This is a genomic window from Enterobacter sp. 50588862 (assembly GCF_001462935.1).
Lineage (GTDB): Bacteria > Pseudomonadota > Gammaproteobacteria > Enterobacterales > Enterobacteriaceae > Enterobacter > Enterobacter bugandensis.
In genome coordinates this window covers 114,940-137,826 of the sequence record NZ_LNHM01000025.1, presented here as the reverse complement: position 1 = coordinate 137,826, position 22,887 = coordinate 114,940, and the positions used below count along the sequence as shown (strand labels likewise).

The window sequence follows — 22,887 nt, the reverse complement described above, 5'->3', positions numbered from 1 at the left end:
GCGGCATTGTGACTCACCGGCACCTGAACCCTTTTTTTCACGTACCAGTAGTTGTAGCGAATGAATACTGAAGCCACTCACGACCAACATGAAGCACTCTCCACTGGCGTTCGTCTTCGCAACGCCCGTGAACAACTCGGACTCAGCCAGCAAGCTGTTGCAGAACGCTTGTGCCTGAAAGTTTCCACGGTTCGCGATATTGAAGAAGATAAGGCGCCTGCCGATCTGGCTTCAACATTTCTGCGCGGCTATATCCGCTCTTACGCAAAACTGGTGCACATCCCCGAAAACGAATTACTGCCAATGATGGAGAAGCAGGCACCGGTTCGTGCAGCAAAAGTTGCCCCGATGCAAACTTTCTCCCTGGGGAAACGTCGTAAAAAACGTGATGGCTGGCTGATGAGCTTTACCTGGCTGGTGCTGTTTGTTGTTGTCGGCCTGACCGGCGCATGGTGGTGGCAAAACCACAAGGCGCAGCAGGAAGAGATCACCACTATGGCCGATCAATCCTCCGCTGAACTCAATCAGGCGAGCAATGGTGGTGCCCAGAGCGTTCCGCTGAACACCGACGGTGCGGCGGCCTCAAGCGAGCCGCAAACAACGGCTCCGGCAACCGATGCAGCACAGGCTCCGGCCGCAACGGCGAACACCGCTGCGCCTCAGGCTCAGGATCAAAACGCGGTCGTCGCCCCTTCTCAGGCAAATGTCGATACTGCGGCGAACGCCCCTGCACCGACTCAGCCGGCGAACAACGCCGCGGCGTCCCTGCCGACCGACCCGGCGGCAACCGCCGCGCCAGCCGCCGATCCAAACGCGCTGGTGATGAACTTCACGGCCGACTGTTGGCTGGAAGTGACTGACGCGACAGGTAAAAAACTGTTCAGCGGCCTGCAGCGGAAAGATGGCACGTTAAACCTAACGGGTCAGGCACCTTACAAACTTAAAATCGGCGCTCCGGCAGCGGTACAGATCCAGTATCAAGGAAAACCTGTCGACCTGAGCCGCTTTATCAGAACTAACCAGGTTGCACGTCTTACCGTTAATGCCGAACAATCAGCAGCACAGTAACAGACGGGCAACGCGGGAGATTTTTCATGCATAACCAGGCTCCGATTCAACGTAGAAAATCGAAACGGATTTACGTTGGGAATGTGCCAGTCGGCGATGGGGCACCTATCGCCGTCCAGTCGATGACCAATACGCGCACCACGGATGTGGAAGCAACGGTCAACCAAATCAAAGCATTAGAGCGTGTAGGCGCGGACATTGTCCGCGTCTCAGTGCCCACGATGGATGCCGCTGAGGCGTTCAAGCTGATCAAACAGCAGGTCAGCGTGCCGCTGGTTGCAGATATCCACTTCGACTACCGTATCGCGCTGAAAGTTGCTGAATACGGCGTTGATTGCCTGCGTATTAACCCGGGCAACATCGGCAATGAAGAACGCATTCGCATGGTGGTTGACTGCGCCCGCGACAAAAACATTCCAATCCGTATCGGCGTGAACGCCGGCTCTCTGGAAAAAGATCTGCAGGAAAAGTATGGCGAGCCAACGCCGCAGGCGCTGCTCGAATCCGCCATGCGTCACGTCGATCATCTGGATCGTCTTAACTTCGATCAGTTCAAGGTCAGCGTTAAAGCCTCTGACGTTTTCCTGGCCGTTGAATCGTATCGTCTGCTGGCAAAACAGATCGACCAGCCTCTGCATCTCGGGATAACCGAAGCGGGCGGCCTGCGTAGCGGTTCGGTGAAGTCTGCGATCGGCCTGGGCCTGCTGCTCTCCGAAGGGATCGGCGACACCCTGCGCGTCTCGCTGGCGGCGGATCCGGTAGAAGAGATCAAGGTCGGTTTCGATATTCTGAAATCGCTGCGTATCCGCTCGCGTGGGATCAACTTCATTGCCTGCCCAACCTGTTCGCGTCAGGAATTTGACGTGATCGGCACGGTGAATGCCCTGGAGCAGCGTCTGGAAGACATCATCACCCCGATGGACGTCTCCATCATCGGCTGTGTCGTGAACGGTCCGGGTGAAGCGCTGGTCTCAACCCTGGGCGTAACCGGCGGTAACAAGAAAAGTGGTCTCTATGAAGATGGCGTTCGTAAAGATCGTCTGGATAATAGCGACATGATTGACCAGCTTGAAGCCCGCATCCGCGCCAAAGCCGCGATGATGGACGAGACACAGCGCATCAGCGTTCAGCAGGTTGAAAAATAACGTGATGGGAAGCGTGCCGCTTCCCATGTATGATTGAACCCATTCTTTGGGTTTTTTTTGTATATAGAAAGAGAATAAACGTGGCAAAAAACATTCAAGCCATCCGCGGCATGAACGATTACCTGCCTGGCGAAACCGCCATCTGGCAGCGCATTGAAGGCACGCTGAAGCAGGTGCTCGGCAGCTACGGTTACAGCGAAATCCGTTTGCCGATTGTAGAGCAGACCCCGTTATTCAAACGCGCGATCGGTGAAGTGACCGACGTGGTTGAAAAAGAGATGTACACCTTTGAGGACCGCAACGGCGACAGCCTGACCCTGCGTCCGGAAGGTACGGCGGGCTGCGTACGCGCCGGCATCGAACATGGTCTTCTGTACAATCAGGAGCAGCGCCTGTGGTATATCGGCCCGATGTTCCGCCACGAACGTCCGCAGAAAGGTCGTTATCGCCAGTTTAACCAGCTGGGTGTGGAAGTCTTTGGCCTGCAGGGCCCGGACATCGATGCCGAACTGATTATGCTGACCGCCCGCTGGTGGCGCGCCCTCGGTATCTCTGAGCACGTTTCGCTGGAACTGAACTCAATCGGTTCTCTGGAAGCGCGCGCTAACTACCGCGATGCGCTGGTGGCGTTCCTGGAGCAGCATAAAGAGAAGCTGGACGAAGACTGCAAACGTCGCATGTACAGCAACCCGCTGCGCGTGCTGGATTCCAAAAACCCTGATGTTCAGGCGCTGCTGAACGATGCCCCTGCGCTGGGTGACTACCTGGACGACGAGTCTCGCGAACACTTTACCGGCCTGTGCAAGCTGCTCGAAGCGGCGGGCATTGCCTACACCGTGAACCAGCGTCTGGTGCGCGGTCTGGACTACTACAACCGCACCGTGTTTGAGTGGGTAACCACCAGCCTCGGTTCTCAGGGCACCGTGTGTGCCGGCGGCCGTTATGACGGTCTGGTTGAGCAACTGGGTGGCCGTGCCGCGCCTGCGGTTGGCTTCGCGATGGGTCTTGAGCGACTTGTTTTGCTGGTTCAGGCAGTTAATCCGGAATTTAAAGCAGATTCCGTTGTCGATATATACCTGGTGGCTTCAGGCGCGGAAACGCAGTCTGCGGCGATGCAGCTTGCCGAACGCGTGCGCGATGCGCTGCCGGGCGTTAAGCTGATGACCAACCATGGCGGCGGCAACTTCAAAAAACAGTTTGCTCGTGCCGATAAGTGGGGCGCAAGTATTGCACTGGTGCTGGGCGAGTCCGAAGTGGCTAACGGCGAAGTGGTAGTAAAAGACCTGCGCTCTGGTGAGCAGACAACGGTAACGCAGGACGGCGTTGCGGCGCACTTGCGCACTCTATTGGGCTAAGGAGAAAGACGGCGTGGAAATGTACGAGAACGAACACGATCAGGTCGACGCGATTAAACGCTTCTTTGCTGAAAACGGCAAAGCGCTGGTTGTTGGGGTTATTTTAGGTGTGGGTGCGCTGGTGGGCTGGCGTTACTGGAACAACCATCAGGCGGATTCCGCGCGCGGCGCGTCCCTGTCCTATGAAAATACCGTTAGCGCGATTCGTGCCGACCAGCCGCAAACGCTGGCTGCGGCAGAGAAATTTGCCGCTGACAACAAAAACACCTACGGTGCACTGGCAGCGCTGGAAGTGGCTCAGCAGTACGTTGATAAAAACGAACTGGATAAAGCCGCTGCTCAGCTGTCTCAGGGCCTTGCTGCTGCCAGCGATGAAAACCTGAAAGCGGTGATCAATCTGCGCCTGGCACGTATTCAGGTTCAGCAGAAAAAAGCTGACGACGCGCTGAAAACGCTCGATACCATCAAAGGCGAAGGTTTTGCTGCCATCGTTGCCGATCTGCGCGGTGAAGCACTGCTGAGCAAAGGTGACAAAGCGGGCGCGCGTAAAGCGTGGCAAGCTGGCGTAGAGAGCAAAGCGTCACCTGCGCTGAGCGAAATGATGCAGATGAAAATAAATAATTTGTCCGTCTGAGAGGGACCCGATGCAATTGCGTAAATTACTTCTGCCAGGACTGCTTTCTGTTACGTTATTAAGTGGTTGTTCACTGTTCAGTGGCGAAGAAGACGTTGTGAAAATGTCCCCACTGCCGACGGTTGAAAACCAGTTTACCCCATCCACCGCGTGGGATGTCTCCGTGGGCAGTGGGATTGGTGATTTCTATTCCAACCTTCATCCTGCGTATGCAGACAGCGTTGTCTATGCCGCTGACCGCAAAGGTACCGTGAAAGCGGTGAACGCCGATGACGGCAAAGAAGTGTGGTCCGTTAACCTGGCGGAAAAAGACGGCTGGTTCTCCCGTAAACCTGCACTGCTGTCTGGCGGTCTGACCGTTTCCGGTGGTCACGTGTACGTGGGCAGCGAAAAAGCGCAGGTTTACGCGCTGAATGCCAGCGATGGTTCTGTTGCATGGCAGACCGCCGTAGCCGGTGAATCCTTGTCACGTCCGGTCGTGAGCGACGGGCTGGTGCTGATCCATACCAGCAACGGCCAGCTTCAGGCGCTGAATGAAGCGGACGGCCTGGTGAAATGGACCGTTAACCTGGATATGCCTGCGCTCTCTCTGCGCGGTGAATCCGCACCTGCAACCGCATTTGGCGCTGCCATTGTGGGTGGTGACAATGGTCGCGTGAGTGCCGTGCTGATGCAGCAGGGCCAGATGATCTGGCAGCAGCGTATCTCGCAGGCCACTGGCTCAACGGAAATCGACCGCCTGAGCGACGTAGATACTACTCCGGTTATCGTTGACGGTGTGGTTTACGCCCTGGCCTATAACGGCAACCTGACCGCGCTGGACCTGCGCAGCGGCCAGATCATGTGGAAACGTGAGCTGGGCTCTGTGAATGATTTCATCGTGGACGGTAACCGCATCTATATGGTTGACCAGAACGATCGCCTGCTGGCGCTGAGCACCGAAGGCGGCGTGACGCTGTGGACGCAAAGCGATCTGCTGCACCGTCTGCTGACCGCGCCAGTGCTGTACAACGGTAGCCTGGTGGTTGGCGACAGCGAAGGCTATATGCACTGGGTTGATCCAGAGAATGGCCGCTTCGTGGCGCAGCAGAAAGTGGACGGTTCAGGCTTCCTGACCGACCCGGTTGTGGCTGACGGCAAACTGCTGATTCAGGCAAAAGACGGCACGCTGTACGCGATCACGCGTTAATTACCCGGCGGTTGTAGTATACTAAACGGCTCCTGTTCACTCAGGAGCCGTTTTGACATTTTTAAAAACGCCGCGAATGCGACGTTTATTTGAATTTTATGAGGCTTCAAACATGGTACCTGTGGTCGCGCTTGTCGGGCGCCCTAACGTTGGAAAATCCACTCTTTTTAACCGTTTAACACGCACCCGTGATGCGCTGGTTGCGGATTTCCCGGGGCTGACGCGTGACCGTAAGTACGGTCGTGCAGAGGTGGAAGGACGCGAGTTCATCTGTATTGATACCGGCGGTATTGATGGCACAGAAGACGGCGTTGAAACCCGCATGGCGGAACAGTCCTTGCTGGCGATTGAAGAAGCAGATGTTGTGCTGTTCATGGTGGATGCGCGCGCTGGCCTGATGCCGGCGGACTCCGCAATCGCTAAGCACCTGCGTTCTCGCGAAAAGCCAACTTTCCTGGTGGCGAACAAAACTGACGGCATCGATGCCGATCAGGCTATCGCGGACTTCTGGTCTCTGGGCATGGGGGATATCCACCCGATTGCGGCATCGCATGGCCGCGGTGTGACCAGCCTGCTGGAAACCGTTCTGCTGCCGTGGGTGGACGAAGTGAACCCGCCGGAAGAGGTGGACGAAGACGCCGCATACTGGGCGCAGTTCGAAGACGGTGAAGAGGGCGAAGAAGAAGAGCCTGAGGATGACTTCAACCCGCAGGATCTGCCGATCAAGCTGGCTATCGTCGGTCGTCCAAACGTAGGTAAGTCTACGCTTACTAACCGTATTCTGGGTGAAGAGCGCGTGGTGGTTTACGACATGCCGGGCACTACGCGTGACAGCATCTACATCCCGATGCAGCGCGATGAACGTGAGTATGTCCTCATCGACACCGCCGGTGTACGTAAGCGCGGAAAAATCACCGACGTGGTGGAAAAATTCTCCGTTATCAAAACCCTGCAGGCGATTGAAGATGCCAACGTGGTGCTGCTGGTCATCGACGCGCGCGAAGGTATCTCCGATCAGGATCTCTCTCTGCTCGGCTTTATCCTCAATAGTGGGCGCTCACTGGTCATCGTCGTCAACAAGTGGGACGGCCTGAGCAATGAAGTGCGCGAGCAGGTGAAAGAGACCCTGGACTTCCGTCTGGGCTTTATCGACTTTGCCCGCGTGCACTTCATCTCTGCGCTGCACGGCAGCGGCGTCGGTAACCTGTTCGAATCCGTGCGTGAAGCCTACGACAGCTCCACCCGTCGTCAGAGCACCGCCATGCTGACCCGTATCATGAATATGGCAGCGGAAGACCACCAGCCGCCGCTGGTGCGCGGTCGTCGCGTGAAGCTGAAATATGCCCACGCCGGTGGCTATAACCCGCCAATCGTGGTGATTCACGGCAACCAGGTGAAAGACCTGCCGGATTCCTACAAGCGCTACCTGATGAACTACTTCCGTAAATCGCTGGACGTGATGGGCACGCCTATTCGTATCCAGTTTAAGGAAGGGGAAAACCCGTTCGCCAACAAGCGCAACACACTGACGCCGAACCAGATGCGTAAGCGTAAGCGTTTGATTAAGCACATTAAGAAAAGCAAATAATCATTGCCGATCTCACAAAGGCCCGCGTTTATCGCGGGCTTTTTTTTGGCCCAATCATACCGTCGGTTCTCTCTGTGTGAAGTCAATCACTATTCACTCCCAACCATCTTTAAATCCAGAAAAGTAGACAATCGTCGAATTTTCATCTTAAAGTCCCTGGTCCGGTACTAGACAAAACTAGCGACTGGTTATCAAATGGTTAACTAACTTTTCGCCGCATGTAAAAAATCGGTCAGATACGTAACTGGCCGGCGTACCTGCTGGTGTTTACAAGCACGACACATACCTTTCGGGAGAATTATGCAATCCTCTGTTAATCACAAAGAGAGCCGAACCTTCTTCGGCCATCCTTATCCGCTCGGTTCGCTGTTCTTTACCGAGATGTGGGAGCGTTTCTCGTTCTACGGCATTCGCCCGCTGCTGATCCTGTTTATGGCCGCCACCGTCTATGACGGCGGGATGGGGCTGGCGCGCGAAAACGCCTCGGCGATTGTCGGTATTTTTGCCGGCACCATGTACCTGGCCGCACTGCCGGGCGGCTGGCTGGCGGATAACTGGCTCGGCCAGCAGAGAGCCGTCTGGTACGGTTCGATTCTGATCGCGCTCGGCCACCTGTCGATTGCGCTGTCAGCCATCATGGGCAACAACCTGTTCTTTATCGGCCTGATGTTCATCGTGCTCGGCTCTGGCCTGTTCAAAACCTGTATCTCGGTGATGGTCGGCACCCTGTATAAAAAAGGCGATGCGCGTCGTGACGGCGGTTTCTCGCTGTTCTACATGGGCATTAATATGGGCTCGTTCATCGCCCCGCTGATTTCCGGCTGGCTGATAAAAACCCACGGCTGGCACTGGGGCTTTGGTATTGGCGGCATCGGGATGCTGGTGGCGCTGATTATCTTCCGCGTGTTTGCGGTTCCGGCGATGAAGCGCTACGACAGCGAAGTCGGTCTGGACTCGACATGGAACAGCCCGGTGGTGAAGCGCAACGGCGTGGGCGTCTGGCTGCTGGCGCTGGCGGCAGGCGTGGCAACGCTCGTGACGCTGATCGCGCAGGGCGTGATTGTCATTAACCCGGTCGCGGTAGCCAGCGTGCTGGTCTACGTAATTGCGGCGTCTGTTGCCCTCTACTTCATCTACCTGTTCATCTTCGCGGGCCTGAACCGCAAAGAGCGCGCCAGGCTGCTGGTCTGCTTTATTCTGCTGGTCTCCGCCGCGTTCTTCTGGTCCGCGTTTGAGCAGAAGCCAACCTCGTTCAACCTGTTTGCCAACGACTACACTAACCGCATGATCGGTGATTTTGAAATTCCGGCGGTGTGGTTCCAGTCGATCAACGCCCTGTTCATCATCCTGCTGGCCCCGGTGTTCAGCTGGGCATGGCCAAAGCTCGCGAGCATGAACATTCGCCCGAGCAGCATCACCAAGTTTGTTATCGGTATTCTGTGTGCGGCAGCGGGCTTTGGCCTGATGATGCTGGCGGCACAGAACGTGCTGAGCAACGGCGGGGCGGGCGTGTCGCCGTTCTGGCTGGTGGGCAGTATCTTAATGCTGACGCTGGGTGAGCTGTGCCTGAGCCCGATCGGTCTGGCGACCATGACCCTGCTGGCGCCGGAGAGAATGCGCGGCCAGATGATGGGGCTGTGGTTCTGCGCCAGCGCGCTGGGTAACCTGGCGGCGGGCCTGATTGGCGGTCACGTGAAGGCCGACCAGCTGGATATGCTGCCGGATCTCTTCGCGCGCTGCTCCATCGCGCTGCTGATTTGTGCCGCAGTGCTGATCGTCCTCATTGTTCCGGTGCGCCGCATGCTGGAAAATGCACAAACTAAACCGGCAGCTAGCGCCTCATAAACCTCAGTGTGCCGGGGCAGGCGTTATGCCCCGGCACTGTACTTCCTGAGGTGAAACCATGCAGTTAGGATTTGTTGGTCTTGGTGCGGTAGTGGAAACAGCCTATCTGCCCGCACTACGTAATCTGTTCGATGGCGCTGTTCGTTGTTTCGGCTTTGATGTTCTCCCCGCAAAGCACCCTGAAGGCGTTACGCGCTGCGCCTCGCTTGCTGCGCTTTTAGCCACCCCGCTGGATACCCTTTTTATTACCACCGCATCGCTGCACCACCTTGAGGTGCTTGAGCTGGCGATTGCCTCGCCGGTTCCGCGGATTGTGATTGAAAAACCGATTGTCGCCACGCTTCCTCAAATCGAAAAACTCAACACGCTGCTGGCAACACCCGGCGTGGCGTCGCGCGTGCTGGCGCTCGACCACTGGATGGCGCGCATCGAAACGGTGAAGCGGTCGCTGGTCGGCCATATATCTGACATTGCCAGAATCGAAGGTTTTTTGCAGGAGCCGAGCGGATATAACGCCGCAGGGGAACCCATCGCGCTCAATTTCGCGACCGGAGAACCGGATACCAGAACGCTTCGCCACCCGGACGGCGTGATTCTGGATATCGGAACGCACGTGCTGGCGATGCTGCGTGAAACGCTGCGCTATCTGGGCGGTCAGGACGATATGACGCTGCAGATGGTAACGGCTAAAGACCGCCTGGGCCACGATATTGCAAAGGGTGACCTGACCACCGCGGAAGGCGAGGCGCACTTGCAGGGAACCATCAGCGGCGTGCCGGTGGGCATCTGGCTTAATAAATACGCGGGACCCGCGGGCGGGCAAAAGGGCCTGCGTCTCTATTTACGCGACGGGCGCATTATCAACTACGACCGACTCGGTGCGGAAGATGTGCTGGAGCTAGTTAAAGGTAAGACTATTCAGCGCTGGCATATCCCCGGCACGATCTACGAACGCTGTCTTGCCGGACATATTCTTGGCGCAAACAGTCTGTTTGAGCGCGATCCGCAGGAGGTGAGCCGCACAACGCGCCGCAGGATCGATGAGGTGGCGCTGCTGCTGACCTTGCAGCAACAGTTGCGTGGCCCGCACTGAAGACGTGGTAAAATTATCGCAGACCTGAACGCCCTGAAGGAGACACCATGACCATTACCTGCCCGGATTGCCAGGCACAGCTTGAACCCCTGAACGGGGCGGCGCACTGCGACAGCTGTAATAAAGATATTGCGCTCGAAGCCCGCTGCCCGGAGTGCCATCAGCCACTCCAGGTCTTAAAGGCCTGCGGGGCGGTGGACTATTTCTGCCAGAACGGCCACGGCTTAATTTCTAAAAAGCGCGTGGAGTTTGTCCTGGCCGAAGATTAATCGCACACGCAGTCTTCGCCTTTTTTCCACAGCTCGACCAGCGACTCGGGCGCTTCCTGCTCAGGTACCAGCACGATGATATCGGCGTAGTGCGCCTGATTTTGGCCGGTCCAGATAATCTGGATGCGGAAATAGCGCTGGTCACCGCTGCCGGGTGACGACGTCTGACCCGGCGGCTGACCGCGTGGAAAGGCCTGCTCCAGGATGCTCACCAGGCGCTGGCGCTGGGCCTCATTAAGCGAGGAGAGCGCGATGGTACGCTGGCCGCTCAGCTTAGGAATAAAAGCGACGCCGCCTTCCCGGGCCAGCTCAACCACGGCGTCATCCGTCAGTTCCGGAACCTGCATTTACAGCACTCCCACCTGTTCCCAGGCCTGTTTTATCGCCGCCCCAACGTCGCTACCGGAGCGTTTCTCTCCGTGCGCTATCGTCAGTTTTGCGAAGGCATCAAAATCCGCATCCTGCGCCAGATTGCGATCGCAAACCGTGTCGTACCAGGCATAACCGGCTTTTTCCCAGGCGTAACCGCCGATTGCCGTCGCGGCCAGGTAAAACGCCCGGTTGGGGATGCCGGAGTTAAGATGGACGCCGCCGTTATCCTCGCGCGTTTTGATGAAATCTTTCATGTGCGCGGGCTGCGGGTCTTTGCCGAGCAGGGGATCGTCGTAGGCGGTGCCGGGTTCAGACATGGAGCGCAGCCCTTTGCCGTTAATGCCCGCGGCCAGCAGCCCTTCACCAATCAACCAGTCTGCTTTATCGGCGGTTTGCTTGAGATGGTACTGTTTCACCAGCGAACCAAACACGTCTGACAGGGACTCATTCAGCGCGCCCGACTGTTCAAAATAGATTAGCCCGGCTTCGGTCTCGGTGACGCCGTGGCTCAGCTCGTGTGCCACCACGTCGATGGCAATCGTAAAGCGGTTAAAGATCTCCCCGTCGCCGTCGCCAAACACCATCTGCTGACCGTTCCAGAAGGCGTTCTGATATTCCCGACCATAGTGAACGGTGCCGGTCAAAATCAGCCCCTTATTATCGAGCGAATCGCGCTGATATTCTTTCCAGAAGAAATCATGGGTGATACCCAAATAATCGTACGCCTCGTCCACGGCCACATCGCCATTCGACGGCTGGCCCTCGTAACGCACCTGGGTACCCGGCAGCTCCTGGGTCTGTTTCGCATCGTAGATATCGCGCTCAAGCTGACCGGCTTTATTCACGTGCGGCGCGGCGGGTTTGCCCGGCATATGCGCCATCAGCGTCTGGACGTGGGTTAAGGTCTGACGGGCATAGCGCTGCTGCGGTTCGGAACCGCTTTCGATAATACGACGAAGAATATAAGGGGGAATAACGCTACGAAGATGGGACATGCTGCTCTCCTTATTAAAAAAGGGAATAGCAGCAGTATAGTAAGTAACCGGCGAAGAATTATCCGGTTTTGCACTGACGCGTCTTTTTCACCGGTTTAATTGATTTCACTTCGCTTTCCACCCAGCCGTCAGACAGGCGGGTGGTAAGAACGTCACCGGTGTTCACCTGTTTGGTTTGCTTCAGCACTTTGCCGTCCGCTGCCGTCGTTACGCTATAGCCGCGCGCCAGCGTGGAGAGGGGGCTGACGGCTTCCAGATGGGTCACCGCGTTGCCAAAACGCTCACGTGTGGTGCTCAGGCGCGCCCGGAGAGTCTCCGCCAGACGATATTCCAGCTGCTGAATGCGCGTTTGCGCACGATAGATTTTCGGCTGCGGATTCTGCTGGTTCAGGCGCTGGGTCACACGCTGCTGGCGAGTCACCGCGCGCTTAAGCTGATTATCAAGCGCAAAGTTCATGCGCTGACGCAGGCGTTCCAGCACGGTCTGCTGACGCGCCAGACGAAGCTGCGGGTGCTGCTGCTGAAGACGGTGATGAAGCTGGGTAAAGCGGCGGGTACGGTTGGCAAGGAAGTAGTCCATCGCCATCTCAAGACTCTGCTGGCCGTACTGAAGCTGACGCAGCAGCTCCAGCTGGTTACGGCTCACCACTTCCGCCGCCGCGGACGGGGTAGGCGCACGCAGATCCGCAACAAAATCCGCGATTGTCACGTCCGTTTCATGCCCGACGGCGCTCACCACGGGGATATCGCTTGCAAAGATTGCCCGCGCCACGCGCTCGTCGTTAAAGCTCCACAGGTCTTCCAGCGAGCCGCCGCCGCGCCCGACGATCAACACGTCACACTCCTTACGCGCATTTGCCAGTTCAATGGCGCGTACAATCTGGCCTGGCGCATCGTCACCCTGAACGGCGGTCGGGTAGATGATGACGGGCAGGGAAGGGTCGCGACGCTTAAGCACGTGCAAAATATCGTGCAGCGCTGCACCGGTTTTCGAGGTGATGACCCCAACGCAGTGGGCGGGTAAGGGCAGCGGTTTTTTGAACTGCTGGTCGAACAAACCTTCCTCAGAGAGTTTGGCTTTAAGCTGTTCGTACTTCTGCTGCAGCAGACCTTCGCCCGCAGGCTGCATGCTCTCGACGATAATCTGATAATCACCGCGCGGTTCATACAGGGTTATATTGGCGCGAACCAGAACCTGCTGGCCGTGCTGCGGACGGAACGTCACGCGACGGTTGCTGTTGCGGAACATCGCGCAGCGCACCTGGGCGGTATCGTCTTTTAAGGTAAAATACCAGTGTCCGGAAGACGGTTGCGTGAAGTTTGAGATTTCACCGCTGATCCAGACCTGCCCCATTTCCTGCTCAAGCAGCAAACGCACCGTCTGATTAAGGCGGCTGACAGTATAAATTGAGGGGGATTGAGAGGATAACATGTGAGCGGGATCAAATTCTAAATCAGCAAGTTATTCAGTCGATAGTAACCTGCTGAGAGGCATTCGCAAGCATTTTTTCAAAAAAGTGTAGATGCAATCGGTTACGCTCTGTATAATGCCACGGCAATATTTAACCACCCAGGTCAGAGATATTGCCCATGCTACGTATCGCTAAAGAAGCACTGACGTTTGACGACGTCCTCCTCGTTCCCGCTCATTCCACCGTTCTGCCGAATACTGCCGACCTCAGCACGCAGTTGACGAAAACCATTCGTCTGAACATTCCTATGCTCTCCGCGGCAATGGACACCGTGACTGAAGCGCGCCTGGCTATCGCCCTGGCACAGGAAGGCGGCATTGGCTTTATCCACAAAAACATGTCTATCGAACGTCAGGCAGAAGAAGTTCGCCGCGTGAAGAAGCATGAGTCCGGCATCGTGTCCGATCCTCAGACTGTTCTGCCAACCACTACCCTGCACGAAGTGAAAGCCCTGACCGAACGTAACGGCTTTGCCGGCTACCCGGTAGTGACCGAAGACAATGAACTGGTGGGCATCATCACCGGTCGTGACGTGCGCTTCGTGACTGACCTGAACCAGCCTGTCAGCGTCTACATGACGCCAAAAGAGCGTCTGGTGACCGTCCGCGAAGGCGAAACTCGCGACGTGGTGCTGGCAAAAATGCACGAAAAACGCGTTGAGAAAGCGCTGGTTGTGGATGCGAACTTCCACCTGCGCGGCATGATCACCGTTAAAGATTTCCAGAAAGCAGAACGTAAACCGAACGCCTGTAAAGACGAGCATGGCCGTCTGCGCGTCGGCGCTGCCGTAGGCGCGGGTGCAGGTAACGAAGAGCGCGTTGACGCGCTGGTGGCGGCGGGCGTTGACGTCCTGCTGATTGACTCCTCTCACGGCCACTCCGAAGGCGTGCTGCAGCGTATTCGTGACACCCGTGCAAAATACCCTGACCTGCAGATCATCGGCGGCAACGTGGCGACGGGCGCAGGCGCTCGCGCGCTGGCTGACGCCGGCTGCAGCGCGGTGAAAGTGGGTATCGGCCCTGGCTCTATCTGTACCACCCGTATCGTGACCGGCGTGGGCGTTCCGCAGATCACCGCGGTTTCTGACGCGGTTGAAGCGCTGGAAGGCACCGGTATTCCGGTTATCGCTGACGGCGGTATCCGCTTCTCTGGCGACATCGCTAAAGCCATCGCCGCGGGCGCTGCTGCCGTAATGGTAGGCTCCATGCTCGCTGGTACCGAAGAATCCCCGGGCGAAATCGAACTCTACCAGGGCCGTTCTTACAAATCTTACCGTGGAATGGGCTCCCTGGGCGCGATGTCCAAAGGTTCCTCTGACCGTTACTTCCAGACCGATAACGCTGCTGACAAACTGGTACCGGAAGGTATCGAAGGCCGCGTGGCCTATAAAGGCCGTCTGAAAGAGATCATTCACCAGCAGATGGGCGGCCTGCGTTCCTGTATGGGTCTGACCGGCTGTGGTACCATTGACCTGCTGCGTACTAAAGCGGAATTCGTACGCATCAGCGGCGCGGGTATCCAGGAGAGCCACGTTCACGACGTGACGATCACCAAAGAGTCCCCGAACTATCGTCTGGGCTCCTGATTTTTCTTCGCCCGACCTCGTGTCGGGCGATTTATTTAATCTGTTTCACTTGCCTCGGAATTAGCGTCAATGACGGAAAACATTCATAAACATCGCATTCTCATCCTGGACTTCGGTTCTCAGTACACTCAGCTGGTGGCGCGTCGCGTGCGTGAACTGGGCGTTTACTGTGAGCTCTGGGCGTGGGATGTCACGGAAGCACAGATTCGCGAATTCAATCCAAGCGGCATCATCCTGTCCGGCGGCCCGGAAAGCACCACCGAAGAGAACAGCCCGCGCGCGCCGCAGTACGTGTTCGAAGCGGGCGTGCCGGTATTCGGCGTCTGCTACGGCATGCAGACCATGGCGATGCAGCTGGGCGGTCACGTAGAAGGCTCTAACGAACGTGAGTTCGGCTACGCGCAGGTTGAAGTTGTCACCGACAGCGCGCTGGTGCGCGGTATCGAAGACTCCCTGACCGCAGACGGCAAGCCGCTGCTGGACGTGTGGATGAGCCACGGCGACAAAGTTACCGCCATCCCGTCTGACTTCGTGACCGTTGCCAGTACCGAAAGCTGCCCGTTCGCCATCATGGCGAACGAAGAAAAACGCTTCTACGGCGTGCAGTTCCACCCGGAAGTGACCCACACCCGTCAGGGTATGCGCATGCTGGAGCGCTTCGTGCGTGACATCTGCCAGTGTGAAGCCCTGTGGACCCCGGCAAAAATCATCGACGACGCCGTGGAGCGTATCCGCCAGCAGGTTGGCGATGACAAAGTGATCCTCGGCCTCTCCGGCGGCGTGGACTCCTCCGTCACCGCGATGCTGCTGCACCGTGCCATCGGCAAAAACCTGACCTGCGTCTTCGTGGACAACGGTCTGCTGCGTCTGAACGAAGCGAAGCAGGTCATGGACATGTTCGGCGACCACTTCGGTCTGAACATCGTTCACGTGGAAGGCGAGCAGCGCTTCCTGGACGCGCTGAAAGGCGAGAACGATCCGGAAGCGAAACGTAAGATCATCGGTCGCGTCTTCGTCGAAGTGTTCGACGAAGAAGCGCTGAAGCTGGAAGACGTGAAGTGGCTGGCGCAGGGTACCATCTACCCGGACGTGATCGAGTCTGCGGCCTCCGCAACCGGTAAAGCGCACGTCATCAAATCTCACCACAACGTGGGCGGCCTGCCGAAAGAGATGAAGATGGGTCTGGTTGAACCGCTGCGCGAGCTGTTCAAAGACGAAGTGCGTAAAATAGGTCTGGAACTGGGTCTGCCGTACGACATGCTCTACCGTCACCCGTTCCCGGGTCCGGGTCTGGGCGTGCGCGTGCTGGGCGAAGTGAAGAAAGAGTACTGCGACCTGCTGCGTCGCGCGGACGCGATCTTCATCGAAGAGCTGCACAAAGCTGACCTGTACAACAAAGTAAGCCAGGCGTTCACCGTGTTCCTGCCGGTTCGCTCTGTAGGCGTCATGGGCGATGGCCGTAAGTACGACTGGGTTGTCTCCCTGCGTGCGGTGGAAACCATCGACTTCATGACCGCGCACTGGGCGCATCTGCCGTATGACTTCTTAGGCCGCGTGTCTAACAGAATAATCAACGAAGTCAATGGGATATCGCGAGTCGTATATGACATCAGCGGTAAGCCACCGGCTACGATTGAGTGGGAATGATGTATAGCTAGCTCATAGCTCATCATATCTATTCATTTTAATATCTAACCCTCTGTAATTGCAGAGGGTTTTTGTTTATATCTACTCATATCTATTCACTCTACACCACATTTTTCGTCGGTACAGGTGACGGTATTACCCGAAAGGTATACTCTCGTACCGACAAAAACATGGATGCATTACGGGTGAATTATGCTTACCGATACCAAACTGAAAAACCTGAAGCCGCAAGAGAAACTTTATAAGGTTTCCGACCGTGACGGCCTGTATGTCGCCGTGCTCACGTCAGGCTCTGTCTCGTTCCGCTACGACTACCGCATCAACGGCCGCCGGGAAACGCTGGTGATCGGCCAGTATGGGCGTGACGGTATCAGCCTGGCAGAAGCACGCGAGGAACTCATTGCCGCCAAAAAGTTGCTGAAGGCAGGCCAGTCGCCCGCTGCGGCGAAACGAGACGGTATTAAAAAAATACGCGGTGCGGAGACGTTTGCGGTACATACCGACGCGTACATGAAGCACGTCACCCTAGCTGACAGCACCAGAGCCATGAAGCAGGCGGTAATTGAGCGTGATATTTTCCCCGCGCTAGGCAATAAAGTGATGGAAGAAATAAGCACTGTAATGGTCAGAGACCTGTGCGATAAAATCCTGGCTCGTGGTGGCCGTGCAACTGCGGTGCAGGCCAGGCAAATAATTCACAGCGTCTATCGTTACGCTAACGATCGCGGGCATGGATATGTCAATCCAGCAGCATCTATAAATCCGACCTCGATAGCAATCTTCAGGCCAAAGGTGCGAACATTAACCCCTGAGGAAATTGGCACGCTGTTTCGCGCGCTGGATAAAGTAAGCACACTCCCTACCCTGAAACTTGCCGTTAAACTGGTGCTTCTAACACTGGTTAGAAAAAGCGAGTTCACACTTGCGACATGGAAAGAAATTGATTTCCGCAAGGGTACATGGTCGATACCTGCCGGGAGGATGAAGGCTGGTCGCGATCACGTAATCTATCTCTCCAGCCATGCTCAGGATCTAATGGTTGGACTTCAGATGTGCGCTGGCGGAAGTGAATACCTTTTGCCAGGGCGTTACGACATAACGAAACCGCTGTCTAACGCTGCGCTAAATTCTGTTATCGACCGGGCCATTGAAGTTGCAAACAAAAATGGCGAGGAGTTACAGCCTCTCTGTGTTCATGACCTGCGCAGAACTGGCAGCACGCTATTACACGAGGCAGGATATCCGTCTGACTGGATAGAAAAAGCGCTGGCTCATGAGCAGAAGGGCGTGCGCGCGGTGTACAACAAAGCGGAGTATGCCCGGCAGCGCGCCTATATGTTGCAGCAGTGGGCAGATATGGTTGATTCATGGATTAACGGGGAGCACACCGATCTGGTGCCGTTCTCCCCTTCGAAGTTTGAGAAGTGGATGGAGTCGCAGGATTAAGCGGCCTCCGCTTTTATAATGTCAACCGCGCATCCTGGCAGTAGCTGCACCGCCGGACCTTCGCACTGGTTGCCCCATACGTCAAAACCATGCGACGACTGCCGGGCGAATAGCTCGATGCGCGGCACATCACCTAGTAACTGAACCAGTTTTTCCCGTATCACGTCAGGCTTGCGCGAGTTCTCCAGGCGCGGCGCCGTGACGTGCTGGCAGATCGAGGCGTCCATGCGCGCCGGCAGTTTGCCTCGCACCGCAAACAGACAGTCTTCGCTGTTCGCCCTGGTCATGTGGCCCATTCCGATCGAGCTGTTGCCTTTGTGCTTGTTCGTCTTGTGCCAGGTGAATCCCTTCATTGTCATCAGGCGGAATCCCCACGCCTCGATAACCTTCAGCGCTTCAACCGGCTGAGTCGGAACCCACCACATAGCCAGCAGGCAATCTTCGGCAGCCAGATCCCAAACGGGCAGGCGGCAGATATCCAGTACGTTCATGACCGGGTATTTGAACCCGGCACCGCGGTTCCCGTCTGCTGCTTTGTCGCGGTATACCCAAGGCGGATCTGCGTAGATAAGAGTGTATTTTCCGGTCATGCTGCACCGCCTTTCACGAAAATTACCCAGTGGGTTTTGTCAGACTTTCCGGTGCGCTGCCAGATGACCGGCTTCTCATCGGTAAGCGCCAGGATATTGCTTACCGGGATCTGCGTTTCGTTCCATTTGAAGATGAGTACGCCGTGTGGCCACAACACACGAAATGCTTCTGCGAATCCTGCGCGCAAATCATCTCGCCACGTTTCTTTGTTGAGCCGCCCGTACTTTTTACCCATCCACGCTTTATCGCCGACGCGCTCGAGGTGCGGGGGATCAAATACGACGACAGGGAAAGTGTTATCAGCAAAGGGAAGGGCACGGAAATCTGCAATAAGGTCCGGGCTGATAACTAACTGGCGGCCGTCGCAAAGTTCATGCTGCTCGGAGCGGATATCACTGAAAACCGCGCGCTCGTCCTGCTTGTCGAACCAGAACATGCGTGACCCGCAGCACATGTCCAAAATCGTTGCGTCAGTCATGCTGCCACCTTCTTGCTGTTCATCAGCTCAGCCAGGCGCTGAGCCTTCAATGGGTTTCTGATAACCTGGCCGCCGGGTGCCAACCACCCGCGGCGCAGAGATGAATAAACCAGCGTGATACTGCCGACGCGGATATTGTCGTGAGGGTTAGTCATACACCACCCCGCGACATCCGATCCCGCTGTAGTCCAGGTGCGGGGTGCGGTTACCTTTGGTGATGCACTGCTGGCGGCGCACCGCGATACGGGCTCGCTCTACTTCTCCTACGGCCGCATCCAGGCACTGGAGCCAGAGGCGGGCCGCGATGCGGTAATGCCCACGGCGCTCGCGCTCGATGGCGCGGCTTTCGATCTCCATTGCTTCCGGGGTTACTGCCACCACTCTTTCAACACGGCGCTGCGAGACGTAGTCTTCGTGATAGCGCTCAAGCTTCGTCTTTTTCATTTGATCCAGACCTCTCAACTGATAACTGACGCTACCCACATCAGGTAGGCCACTATGGTCAGGCACAGATACACCTCTGACCATCTGTCGATATGCCTTCCGAGCGCCTTCATGCTGCTGCACTCACGGGGCGATACACGCGGCGGTCAACTGGCGGCTTTTTTCCGGTGAACGTCGCCGGACTTGCCGCCTTACGTTTATCCAGCCAGGCTTCAACTTCGCTCTGGTCCCACGCGCAGCGGCGATCGGTGATCCAGAAACGGGACGGGAATTCGCCAGCCTGTTCCAGGCGGTCAATCGTGCTCCATGACAGTGGCACCACCGCCAGGAGTTCCTTCTTACCAAATGCACCTTTCATAAATACCTCTCTTGGTTGCAGGTGTGGCGCCGTGGCGCCACGGTGGTGATTACATAGGGACTTCGTTCAGCTCATCGCGGCGGATGGTGTAAACGTCAGTGGCTTTAGCCAGTCGGTCATCATCGTTGGCGAGCTTTTTGGCAACGTATTTGTATGCGTTGTCCAGATCCTTCAGCGTGTTGTAGCCCATCGCTGCGTCAGTGAAAGCGCACAGAATTTCTTCCGGGTCGCGGTCATCGCTGCTCTTTGGTTTCTCTTCCTGGTGCTGCTCAGGCTTAGAGTTGATCAGCTTGTTCATACCGGATGCGGTGGCAGGAGCAGGCGTGATATCGCGCTCAACACGCGGTGCCGTCTCCTGCAATTCGTCAGGGGTATACACACCAAGCAGGACGTCAGGAGCATTAAGGCGAGCCCAGCGCTTAACGCACAGGTATGCGAGCTGCTGGCGAGGATCCTGCTCCCACAGAGGGGAGTTACGCACACCAGCCTGTGCCATGCTGATCGTCAGCTCGCGCGGCTCTGATTCCCCTTTTAGGGTCGCCCACACGGTTACGGTCAGGTTCGGCGACTTGTCGGTTTTCCCGCTGACGCGCGACCAGTCACCATCCCAGCGATAATTCAGACGTGTTGCCAGCAGATTGGAGGAAGACACAACCGCGTTAACCAGTTGCGCTTCATAGCCCAGCGTGCCGTTAACAACGTGAGTTTTCTGCGCCACGGCGAACGGGTTCATTCCCCATTGCGCCGCCTGCATGGTCACTGCCAGGCAGTCGGAAGGTTTGCCAGCAAGATGCGCCGGAACGGTAGCTTTACTGGCTGCCATCAGCTCTGCGAAGCGCACCAGTTGATTCATGCCTTCCGGGCTGAAGATTGCCGCAGCAGTGCCAACGGTAGCGCCAGGCTGCGATGTGATTGCGATGTCGTTGCTCATACGTACATATCCTGTTTGCGTGCCCACTCAGGGCGTTTAATAATTTCAAATCCACCCCAGTCGCCCGTTTCACGGCACTGGTGGAAGGTATTCAGATCCCGGCGGAACAGTGCGTGCCCGGCATCTACGTCCGGCGCATCCAGTTCGAACACACGAACCGGGTAGCGCCCGCAGTCGATGGTTTCGCTCACTGCCAGGAAGAAGAATCCGTGCGGCTCACCGGTAGTCTGCTGCGCGCCTTCGCGGTACATGGCGTCCTGAACGTGGTACCGGAATTCCTCGACGTGGCGGGCGAACCGCTCCATGTCCGCCACTTTCTTCACGTCCAGCAGCACCGGGTGATACTTCAGGCGCTTGTCCGGGCGTATGCGGCACAGCTCGCCAGTCTCCGGATCCGTCCAGTAATGCGATGCTTCGCAGAAACCTTCAGCTTCCAGAAGCCACCGCGCCGCCGGGTGTGCCATCGCGCTGTCGCGCATCAGTTGCAGCTTACGGCCCTGCTCAGCGTCCATTACCGTCATGCCCATTCCCGCAACATCATTCAGGAACGCAGCCTCATCCTCTTTGCCGGCGGTAGTGCGACGGTTGAACTGCGGCGCCACGATGAAACGCTTATCGAATTCTTCCGGCTCCAGCAGCAGGCAGTGCAGGGCGGTTCCCATGTCCAGCGCCTTCAACTTTTCGGTGTCGACCGGCGCGGATTTCTGCCACTGCAACAGGGCCGGGCTCAGCGCCACCATATCCAGCTGCGACTTACTCACGCCGTCGCCGGCGTGGTAATCCTCGTTGCTGATGTCGAAATAGATGCCAGGTTTCACGCCGCGTTCCTCGCCGTATCCAGTTGGTCAGCCAGATCCCACTTCGCGATGATGCTGGTCAGCGCGGCCTGGTATGCTGCGAGTGCCTCTTCGAATTCCGGGCTCATCATCAGCTCTTCGAGAATCTCGGTGCGCACGCCTTTGCGCTCCAGCTCGTAGAAAGGTTTCTGCAACTGGTGGTACTTGATGGCGTCGATCAGCTCTACCTGCCGCTCGTAATGCAACTGGCTCAGCTGGTAGTCGCTGTCGATGCTGGTCATGATTTTTTTCAGGTTATTAATCTGCTGAGTGTTCATGAGCACCTCAGTATTTAATTGTCTGACCGGAAACTTTTCCGGAAGCGAAAGAAACCAGGCATTTTTCAGCCCATTCAATTGGAATTCCCTGCTTCACCAGATCGGCAATAACCTGGCGATTGACGGTGCGGCGATGCTCTTTGTCAGCAGCGCGGCGCGCTTCTTCATCGGCGATGCGTTTCTGTTCTGCCAGGCGTGCAGCTTCCACTTCTTCCTGGTGGCGGCGCTCCGCTGCGATAGCAGCGTTCTTTTCCTGCTCGGCTTTTTCCGCAGCAGCTTTTGCTTCACGCTCTGCTTTCTGCTGGGCTTCAATTTTTTCGCGCTCTGCGCGTTCAGTTGCAGCTCTGGATTCAGCTTCACGGCGTGCAGCAGCATCAATCTCTGCCTGTGCTTTTGCTTCTGCATCACGCTTAGCCTGTTCAGCAGCTTCCCGGCGGATAGCCTCTTCATGCTCAAGGCGTGCTTTTTCTTCGGCCTCTTTACGCAGGCGTTCCAGCTCAGCAGCTTCATGCTCGCGCTTTTGTGCCACTGCCAGCGATGCTTCCAGCTGCTGAATGGTTGAGTCTTTAGCCACTCCAGCCTCTGCTGCACGTTCCTGCCATGTTTCATCAAGCACCACGGATTTAGCTTCCTGAATGCGAGCCTGTATATCAGCAGATGGCAGGTAGTTACCGGCGGTGTCGATCACGTCAGCCAGTGCACGCAAATCAACAAGACGCTGCTGCAGGGCTTCAGTGCGTGCCTTTTCCGCGTCTTCCCACTCGGTAAGAGGGCGGCGTACTTCATCGCGAAGCTGATCGCATTCAGTCACGAAGCGGCGCAGCTCGGCCTCAACCACTTTCGGTTGTTCCTTCAGGCGTTTCAGGTAATCACGGCCTGGCTTTTCAACGGCCGTTTTGCTGCGTGATACCTGGGCAGCCAGGGATGCGATACGGGCGCGGCCTTTTGCGGTGCTCAGGTCAGGAACCTCTTTGACGCCTTCACGGATCTGTTCAAGGAATTTATCAAGACCGTTTTCTACGTAGATGCTTGGCGCCAGGTCCGGCGCGATTTCGATGATTGCTAATTCACTCACTTGCTCACCCCCATATCCATTTCAGTTTTGAATGCCATCTTGGTGACAAACGCCCAGTTGATGGCCTCATGCAGAGTGCGGCACTTGGTGCTCATCAGCCCGCACGCCGTAACGCAGTACCAACCGTTGATGATTTTCCACTGCATAATTCGTTACCTCAGTGTTACCGTTGAGGTAATAATTATCCTTATAT

General features: G+C 56.7%; 25 protein-coding genes. 12 read left to right on the top strand and 13 right to left on the bottom strand.

From position 1 onward, the window contains the following. The first annotated feature begins 60 nt into the window (after positions 1-60). The 9 genes from rodZ to APT89_RS12315 all read left to right on the top strand — a co-directional run bounded on the left by rodZ (position 61) and on the right by APT89_RS12315 (position 10,186). Positions 61-1,068, top strand: coding sequence for a cytoskeleton protein RodZ (gene rodZ / locus APT89_RS12355; protein WP_045260189.1), 1,008 nt, complete (start codon positions 61-63; stop codon positions 1,066-1,068). A 26-nt stretch (positions 1,069-1,094) separates the two neighbouring features. After that, positions 1,095-2,213 carry a flavodoxin-dependent (E)-4-hydroxy-3-methylbut-2-enyl-diphosphate synthase gene (gene ispG / locus APT89_RS12350; RefSeq protein WP_025757688.1) on the top strand — a complete coding sequence of 373 codons (1,119 nt, stop codon included), beginning with the start codon at positions 1,095-1,097 and terminating at the stop codon, positions 2,211-2,213. Positions 2,214-2,293: 80 nt separating this feature from the next. Beyond that, complete coding sequence (gene hisS / locus APT89_RS12345) at positions 2,294-3,568, top strand: histidine--tRNA ligase (RefSeq protein WP_028014060.1); 1,275 nt, start codon at positions 2,294-2,296, stop codon at positions 3,566-3,568. 13 nt (positions 3,569-3,581) lie between these two features. Beyond that, positions 3,582-4,202, top strand: a complete 621-nt coding sequence (locus APT89_RS12340; RefSeq protein ID WP_028014059.1) for a YfgM family protein — start codon at positions 3,582-3,584, stop codon at positions 4,200-4,202. Between the two features lie 10 nt (positions 4,203-4,212). Continuing rightward, the gene (gene bamB / locus APT89_RS12335) at positions 4,213-5,391 is read left to right on the top strand and encodes an outer membrane protein assembly factor BamB (RefSeq protein ID WP_028014058.1); all 1,179 of its coding nucleotides are present in this window, start codon (positions 4,213-4,215) and stop codon (positions 5,389-5,391) included. A 112-nt stretch (positions 5,392-5,503) separates the two neighbouring features. Then, positions 5,504-6,979 carry a ribosome biogenesis GTPase Der gene (gene der / locus APT89_RS12330; protein ID WP_028014057.1) on the top strand — a complete coding sequence of 492 codons (1,476 nt, stop codon included), beginning with the start codon at positions 5,504-5,506 and terminating at the stop codon, positions 6,977-6,979. A gap of 300 nt (positions 6,980-7,279) precedes the next feature. Continuing rightward, entirely contained in the window at positions 7,280-8,824 is a 1,545-nt protein-coding gene (locus APT89_RS12325) for a peptide MFS transporter (RefSeq protein ID WP_045630992.1), read from the top strand. Positions 8,825-8,882: 58 nt separating this feature from the next. Beyond that, the gene (locus APT89_RS12320) at positions 8,883-9,917 is read left to right on the top strand and encodes a hypothetical protein (protein WP_060572527.1); all 1,035 of its coding nucleotides are present in this window, start codon (positions 8,883-8,885) and stop codon (positions 9,915-9,917) included. A gap of 47 nt (positions 9,918-9,964) precedes the next feature. Next, entirely contained in the window at positions 9,965-10,186 is a 222-nt protein-coding gene (locus tag APT89_RS12315; RefSeq protein ID WP_045630994.1) for a zinc ribbon domain-containing protein, read from the top strand. Here APT89_RS12315 and APT89_RS12310 read toward each other — a convergent pair. The 3 genes from APT89_RS12310 to xseA are packed head-to-tail and all read right to left on the bottom strand — an operon-like array spanning position 10,183 to position 12,985. Beyond that, positions 10,183-10,533 (bottom strand): protealysin inhibitor emfourin, encoded by a 351-nt coding sequence (locus tag APT89_RS12310; protein WP_028014053.1) that lies wholly within the window; start codon positions 10,531-10,533, stop codon positions 10,183-10,185. The two genes, APT89_RS12315 and APT89_RS12310, sit on opposite strands and share 4 nt — an antisense overlap. Beyond that, positions 10,534-11,553, bottom strand: a complete 1,020-nt coding sequence (locus APT89_RS12305; protein WP_028014052.1) for a M4 family metallopeptidase — start codon at positions 11,551-11,553, stop codon at positions 10,534-10,536. 58 nt (positions 11,554-11,611) lie between these two features. Continuing rightward, a complete protein-coding gene (gene xseA, locus APT89_RS12300; RefSeq protein ID WP_060572524.1) occupies positions 11,612-12,985 on the bottom strand; it encodes an exodeoxyribonuclease VII large subunit in 1,374 nt (457 codons plus the stop codon). A 158-nt stretch (positions 12,986-13,143) separates the two neighbouring features. On the opposite strand from xseA, the gene guaB reads away from it, so the two are divergent. From guaB to APT89_RS12285, 3 genes are all read left to right on the top strand, one after another. Continuing rightward, entirely contained in the window at positions 13,144-14,610 is a 1,467-nt protein-coding gene (gene guaB, locus APT89_RS12295) for an IMP dehydrogenase (protein WP_014884799.1), read from the top strand. A 69-nt stretch (positions 14,611-14,679) separates the two neighbouring features. Then, entirely contained in the window at positions 14,680-16,257 is a 1,578-nt protein-coding gene (gene guaA, locus APT89_RS12290; protein ID WP_003860599.1) for a glutamine-hydrolyzing GMP synthase, read from the top strand. A 192-nt stretch (positions 16,258-16,449) separates the two neighbouring features. Further along, positions 16,450-17,703 carry a tyrosine-type recombinase/integrase gene (locus APT89_RS12285; protein ID WP_060572522.1) on the top strand — a complete coding sequence of 418 codons (1,254 nt, stop codon included), beginning with the start codon at positions 16,450-16,452 and terminating at the stop codon, positions 17,701-17,703. On the opposite strand, the gene APT89_RS12280 is transcribed toward APT89_RS12285, so the two are convergent. The 10 genes from APT89_RS12280 to APT89_RS24455 all read right to left on the bottom strand — a co-directional run bounded on the left by APT89_RS12280 (position 17,700) and on the right by APT89_RS24455 (position 22,840). Continuing rightward, positions 17,700-18,293: an MT-A70 family methyltransferase gene (locus APT89_RS12280; RefSeq protein ID WP_060572520.1), complete on the bottom strand. Its 594-nt coding sequence runs from the start codon at positions 18,291-18,293 to the stop codon at positions 17,700-17,702. The genes APT89_RS12285 and APT89_RS12280 overlap by 4 nt on opposite strands. Then, positions 18,290-18,772: a class I SAM-dependent methyltransferase gene (locus tag APT89_RS12275; protein ID WP_060572518.1), complete on the bottom strand. Its 483-nt coding sequence runs from the start codon at positions 18,770-18,772 to the stop codon at positions 18,290-18,292. Before APT89_RS12275 ends, APT89_RS12280 begins: the two co-directional genes overlap by 4 nt. Then, complete coding sequence (locus APT89_RS23415; protein ID WP_066019140.1) at positions 18,769-18,927, bottom strand: DUF1317 family protein; 159 nt, start codon at positions 18,925-18,927, stop codon at positions 18,769-18,771. Before APT89_RS23415 ends, APT89_RS12275 begins: the two co-directional genes overlap by 4 nt. Continuing rightward, entirely contained in the window at positions 18,920-19,216 is a 297-nt protein-coding gene (locus APT89_RS12270) for a PerC family transcriptional regulator (RefSeq protein WP_032634921.1), read from the bottom strand. The genes APT89_RS23415 and APT89_RS12270 overlap by 8 nt, the downstream gene beginning before the upstream one ends. Positions 19,217-19,325: 109 nt before the next feature. Next, positions 19,326-19,574, bottom strand: coding sequence for a helix-turn-helix transcriptional regulator (locus tag APT89_RS12265; RefSeq protein ID WP_032634922.1), 249 nt, complete (start codon positions 19,572-19,574; stop codon positions 19,326-19,328). A gap of 49 nt (positions 19,575-19,623) precedes the next feature. After that, positions 19,624-20,505, bottom strand: a complete 882-nt coding sequence (locus tag APT89_RS12260; RefSeq protein WP_060572516.1) for a RecT family recombinase — start codon at positions 20,503-20,505, stop codon at positions 19,624-19,626. Beyond that, positions 20,502-21,323, bottom strand: a complete 822-nt coding sequence (locus APT89_RS12255) for a PD-(D/E)XK nuclease-like domain-containing protein (RefSeq protein WP_060572514.1) — start codon at positions 21,321-21,323, stop codon at positions 20,502-20,504. The genes APT89_RS12260 and APT89_RS12255 overlap by 4 nt, the downstream gene beginning before the upstream one ends. Beyond that, positions 21,320-21,619: a hypothetical protein gene (locus APT89_RS12250; RefSeq protein WP_060572512.1), complete on the bottom strand. Its 300-nt coding sequence runs from the start codon at positions 21,617-21,619 to the stop codon at positions 21,320-21,322. The genes APT89_RS12255 and APT89_RS12250 overlap by 4 nt, the downstream gene beginning before the upstream one ends. Positions 21,620-21,626: 7 nt before the next feature. Next, positions 21,627-22,694, bottom strand: coding sequence for a hypothetical protein (locus APT89_RS12245; RefSeq protein ID WP_060572510.1), 1,068 nt, complete (start codon positions 22,692-22,694; stop codon positions 21,627-21,629). Then, on the bottom strand, positions 22,691-22,840 hold the full coding sequence (locus APT89_RS24455; protein ID WP_192841526.1) for a hypothetical protein: 150 nt from the start codon (positions 22,838-22,840) through the stop codon (positions 22,691-22,693). Before APT89_RS24455 ends, APT89_RS12245 begins: the two co-directional genes overlap by 4 nt. Positions 22,841-22,887: the final 47 nt, after the last annotated feature.

What these genes read in the sequence shown, in the direction of transcription:
- rodZ (WP_045260189.1), top strand. Translation starts at nt 61, where the DNA reads ATGAATACTGAAGCCACTCACGACCAACATGAAGCACTCTCCACTGGC.
- ispG (WP_025757688.1), top strand. Translation starts at nt 1,095, where the DNA reads ATGCATAACCAGGCTCCGATTCAACGTAGAAAATCGAAACGGATTTAC.
- bamB (WP_028014058.1), top strand. Translation starts at nt 4,213, where the DNA reads ATGCAATTGCGTAAATTACTTCTGCCAGGACTGCTTTCTGTTACGTTA.
- der (WP_028014057.1), top strand. Translation starts at nt 5,504, where the DNA reads ATGGTACCTGTGGTCGCGCTTGTCGGGCGCCCTAACGTTGGAAAATCC.
- APT89_RS12325 (WP_045630992.1), top strand. Translation starts at nt 7,280, where the DNA reads ATGCAATCCTCTGTTAATCACAAAGAGAGCCGAACCTTCTTCGGCCAT.
- APT89_RS12320 (WP_060572527.1), top strand. Translation starts at nt 8,883, where the DNA reads ATGCAGTTAGGATTTGTTGGTCTTGGTGCGGTAGTGGAAACAGCCTAT.
- APT89_RS12315 (WP_045630994.1), top strand. Translation starts at nt 9,965, where the DNA reads ATGACCATTACCTGCCCGGATTGCCAGGCACAGCTTGAACCCCTGAAC.
- APT89_RS12310 (WP_028014053.1), bottom strand. Translation starts at nt 10,533, where the DNA reads ATGCAGGTTCCGGAACTGACGGATGACGCCGTGGTTGAGCTGGCCCGG.
- APT89_RS12305 (WP_028014052.1), bottom strand. Translation starts at nt 11,553, where the DNA reads ATGTCCCATCTTCGTAGCGTTATTCCCCCTTATATTCTTCGTCGTATT.
- xseA (WP_060572524.1), bottom strand. Translation starts at nt 12,985, where the DNA reads ATGTTATCCTCTCAATCCCCCTCAATTTATACTGTCAGCCGCCTTAAT.
- guaB (WP_014884799.1), top strand. Translation starts at nt 13,144, where the DNA reads ATGCTACGTATCGCTAAAGAAGCACTGACGTTTGACGACGTCCTCCTC.
- guaA (WP_003860599.1), top strand. Translation starts at nt 14,680, where the DNA reads ATGACGGAAAACATTCATAAACATCGCATTCTCATCCTGGACTTCGGT.
- APT89_RS12285 (WP_060572522.1), top strand. Translation starts at nt 16,450, where the DNA reads ATGCTTACCGATACCAAACTGAAAAACCTGAAGCCGCAAGAGAAACTT.
- APT89_RS12280 (WP_060572520.1), bottom strand. Translation starts at nt 18,293, where the DNA reads ATGACCGGAAAATACACTCTTATCTACGCAGATCCGCCTTGGGTATAC.
- APT89_RS12275 (WP_060572518.1), bottom strand. Translation starts at nt 18,772, where the DNA reads ATGACTGACGCAACGATTTTGGACATGTGCTGCGGGTCACGCATGTTC.
- APT89_RS23415 (WP_066019140.1), bottom strand. Translation starts at nt 18,927, where the DNA reads ATGACTAACCCTCACGACAATATCCGCGTCGGCAGTATCACGCTGGTT.
- APT89_RS12270 (WP_032634921.1), bottom strand. Translation starts at nt 19,216, where the DNA reads ATGAAAAAGACGAAGCTTGAGCGCTATCACGAAGACTACGTCTCGCAG.
- APT89_RS12265 (WP_032634922.1), bottom strand. Translation starts at nt 19,574, where the DNA reads ATGAAAGGTGCATTTGGTAAGAAGGAACTCCTGGCGGTGGTGCCACTG.
- APT89_RS12260 (WP_060572516.1), bottom strand. Translation starts at nt 20,505, where the DNA reads ATGAGCAACGACATCGCAATCACATCGCAGCCTGGCGCTACCGTTGGC.
- APT89_RS12250 (WP_060572512.1), bottom strand. Translation starts at nt 21,619, where the DNA reads ATGAACACTCAGCAGATTAATAACCTGAAAAAAATCATGACCAGCATC.
- APT89_RS24455 (WP_192841526.1), bottom strand. Translation starts at nt 22,840, where the DNA reads ATGCAGTGGAAAATCATCAACGGTTGGTACTGCGTTACGGCGTGCGGG.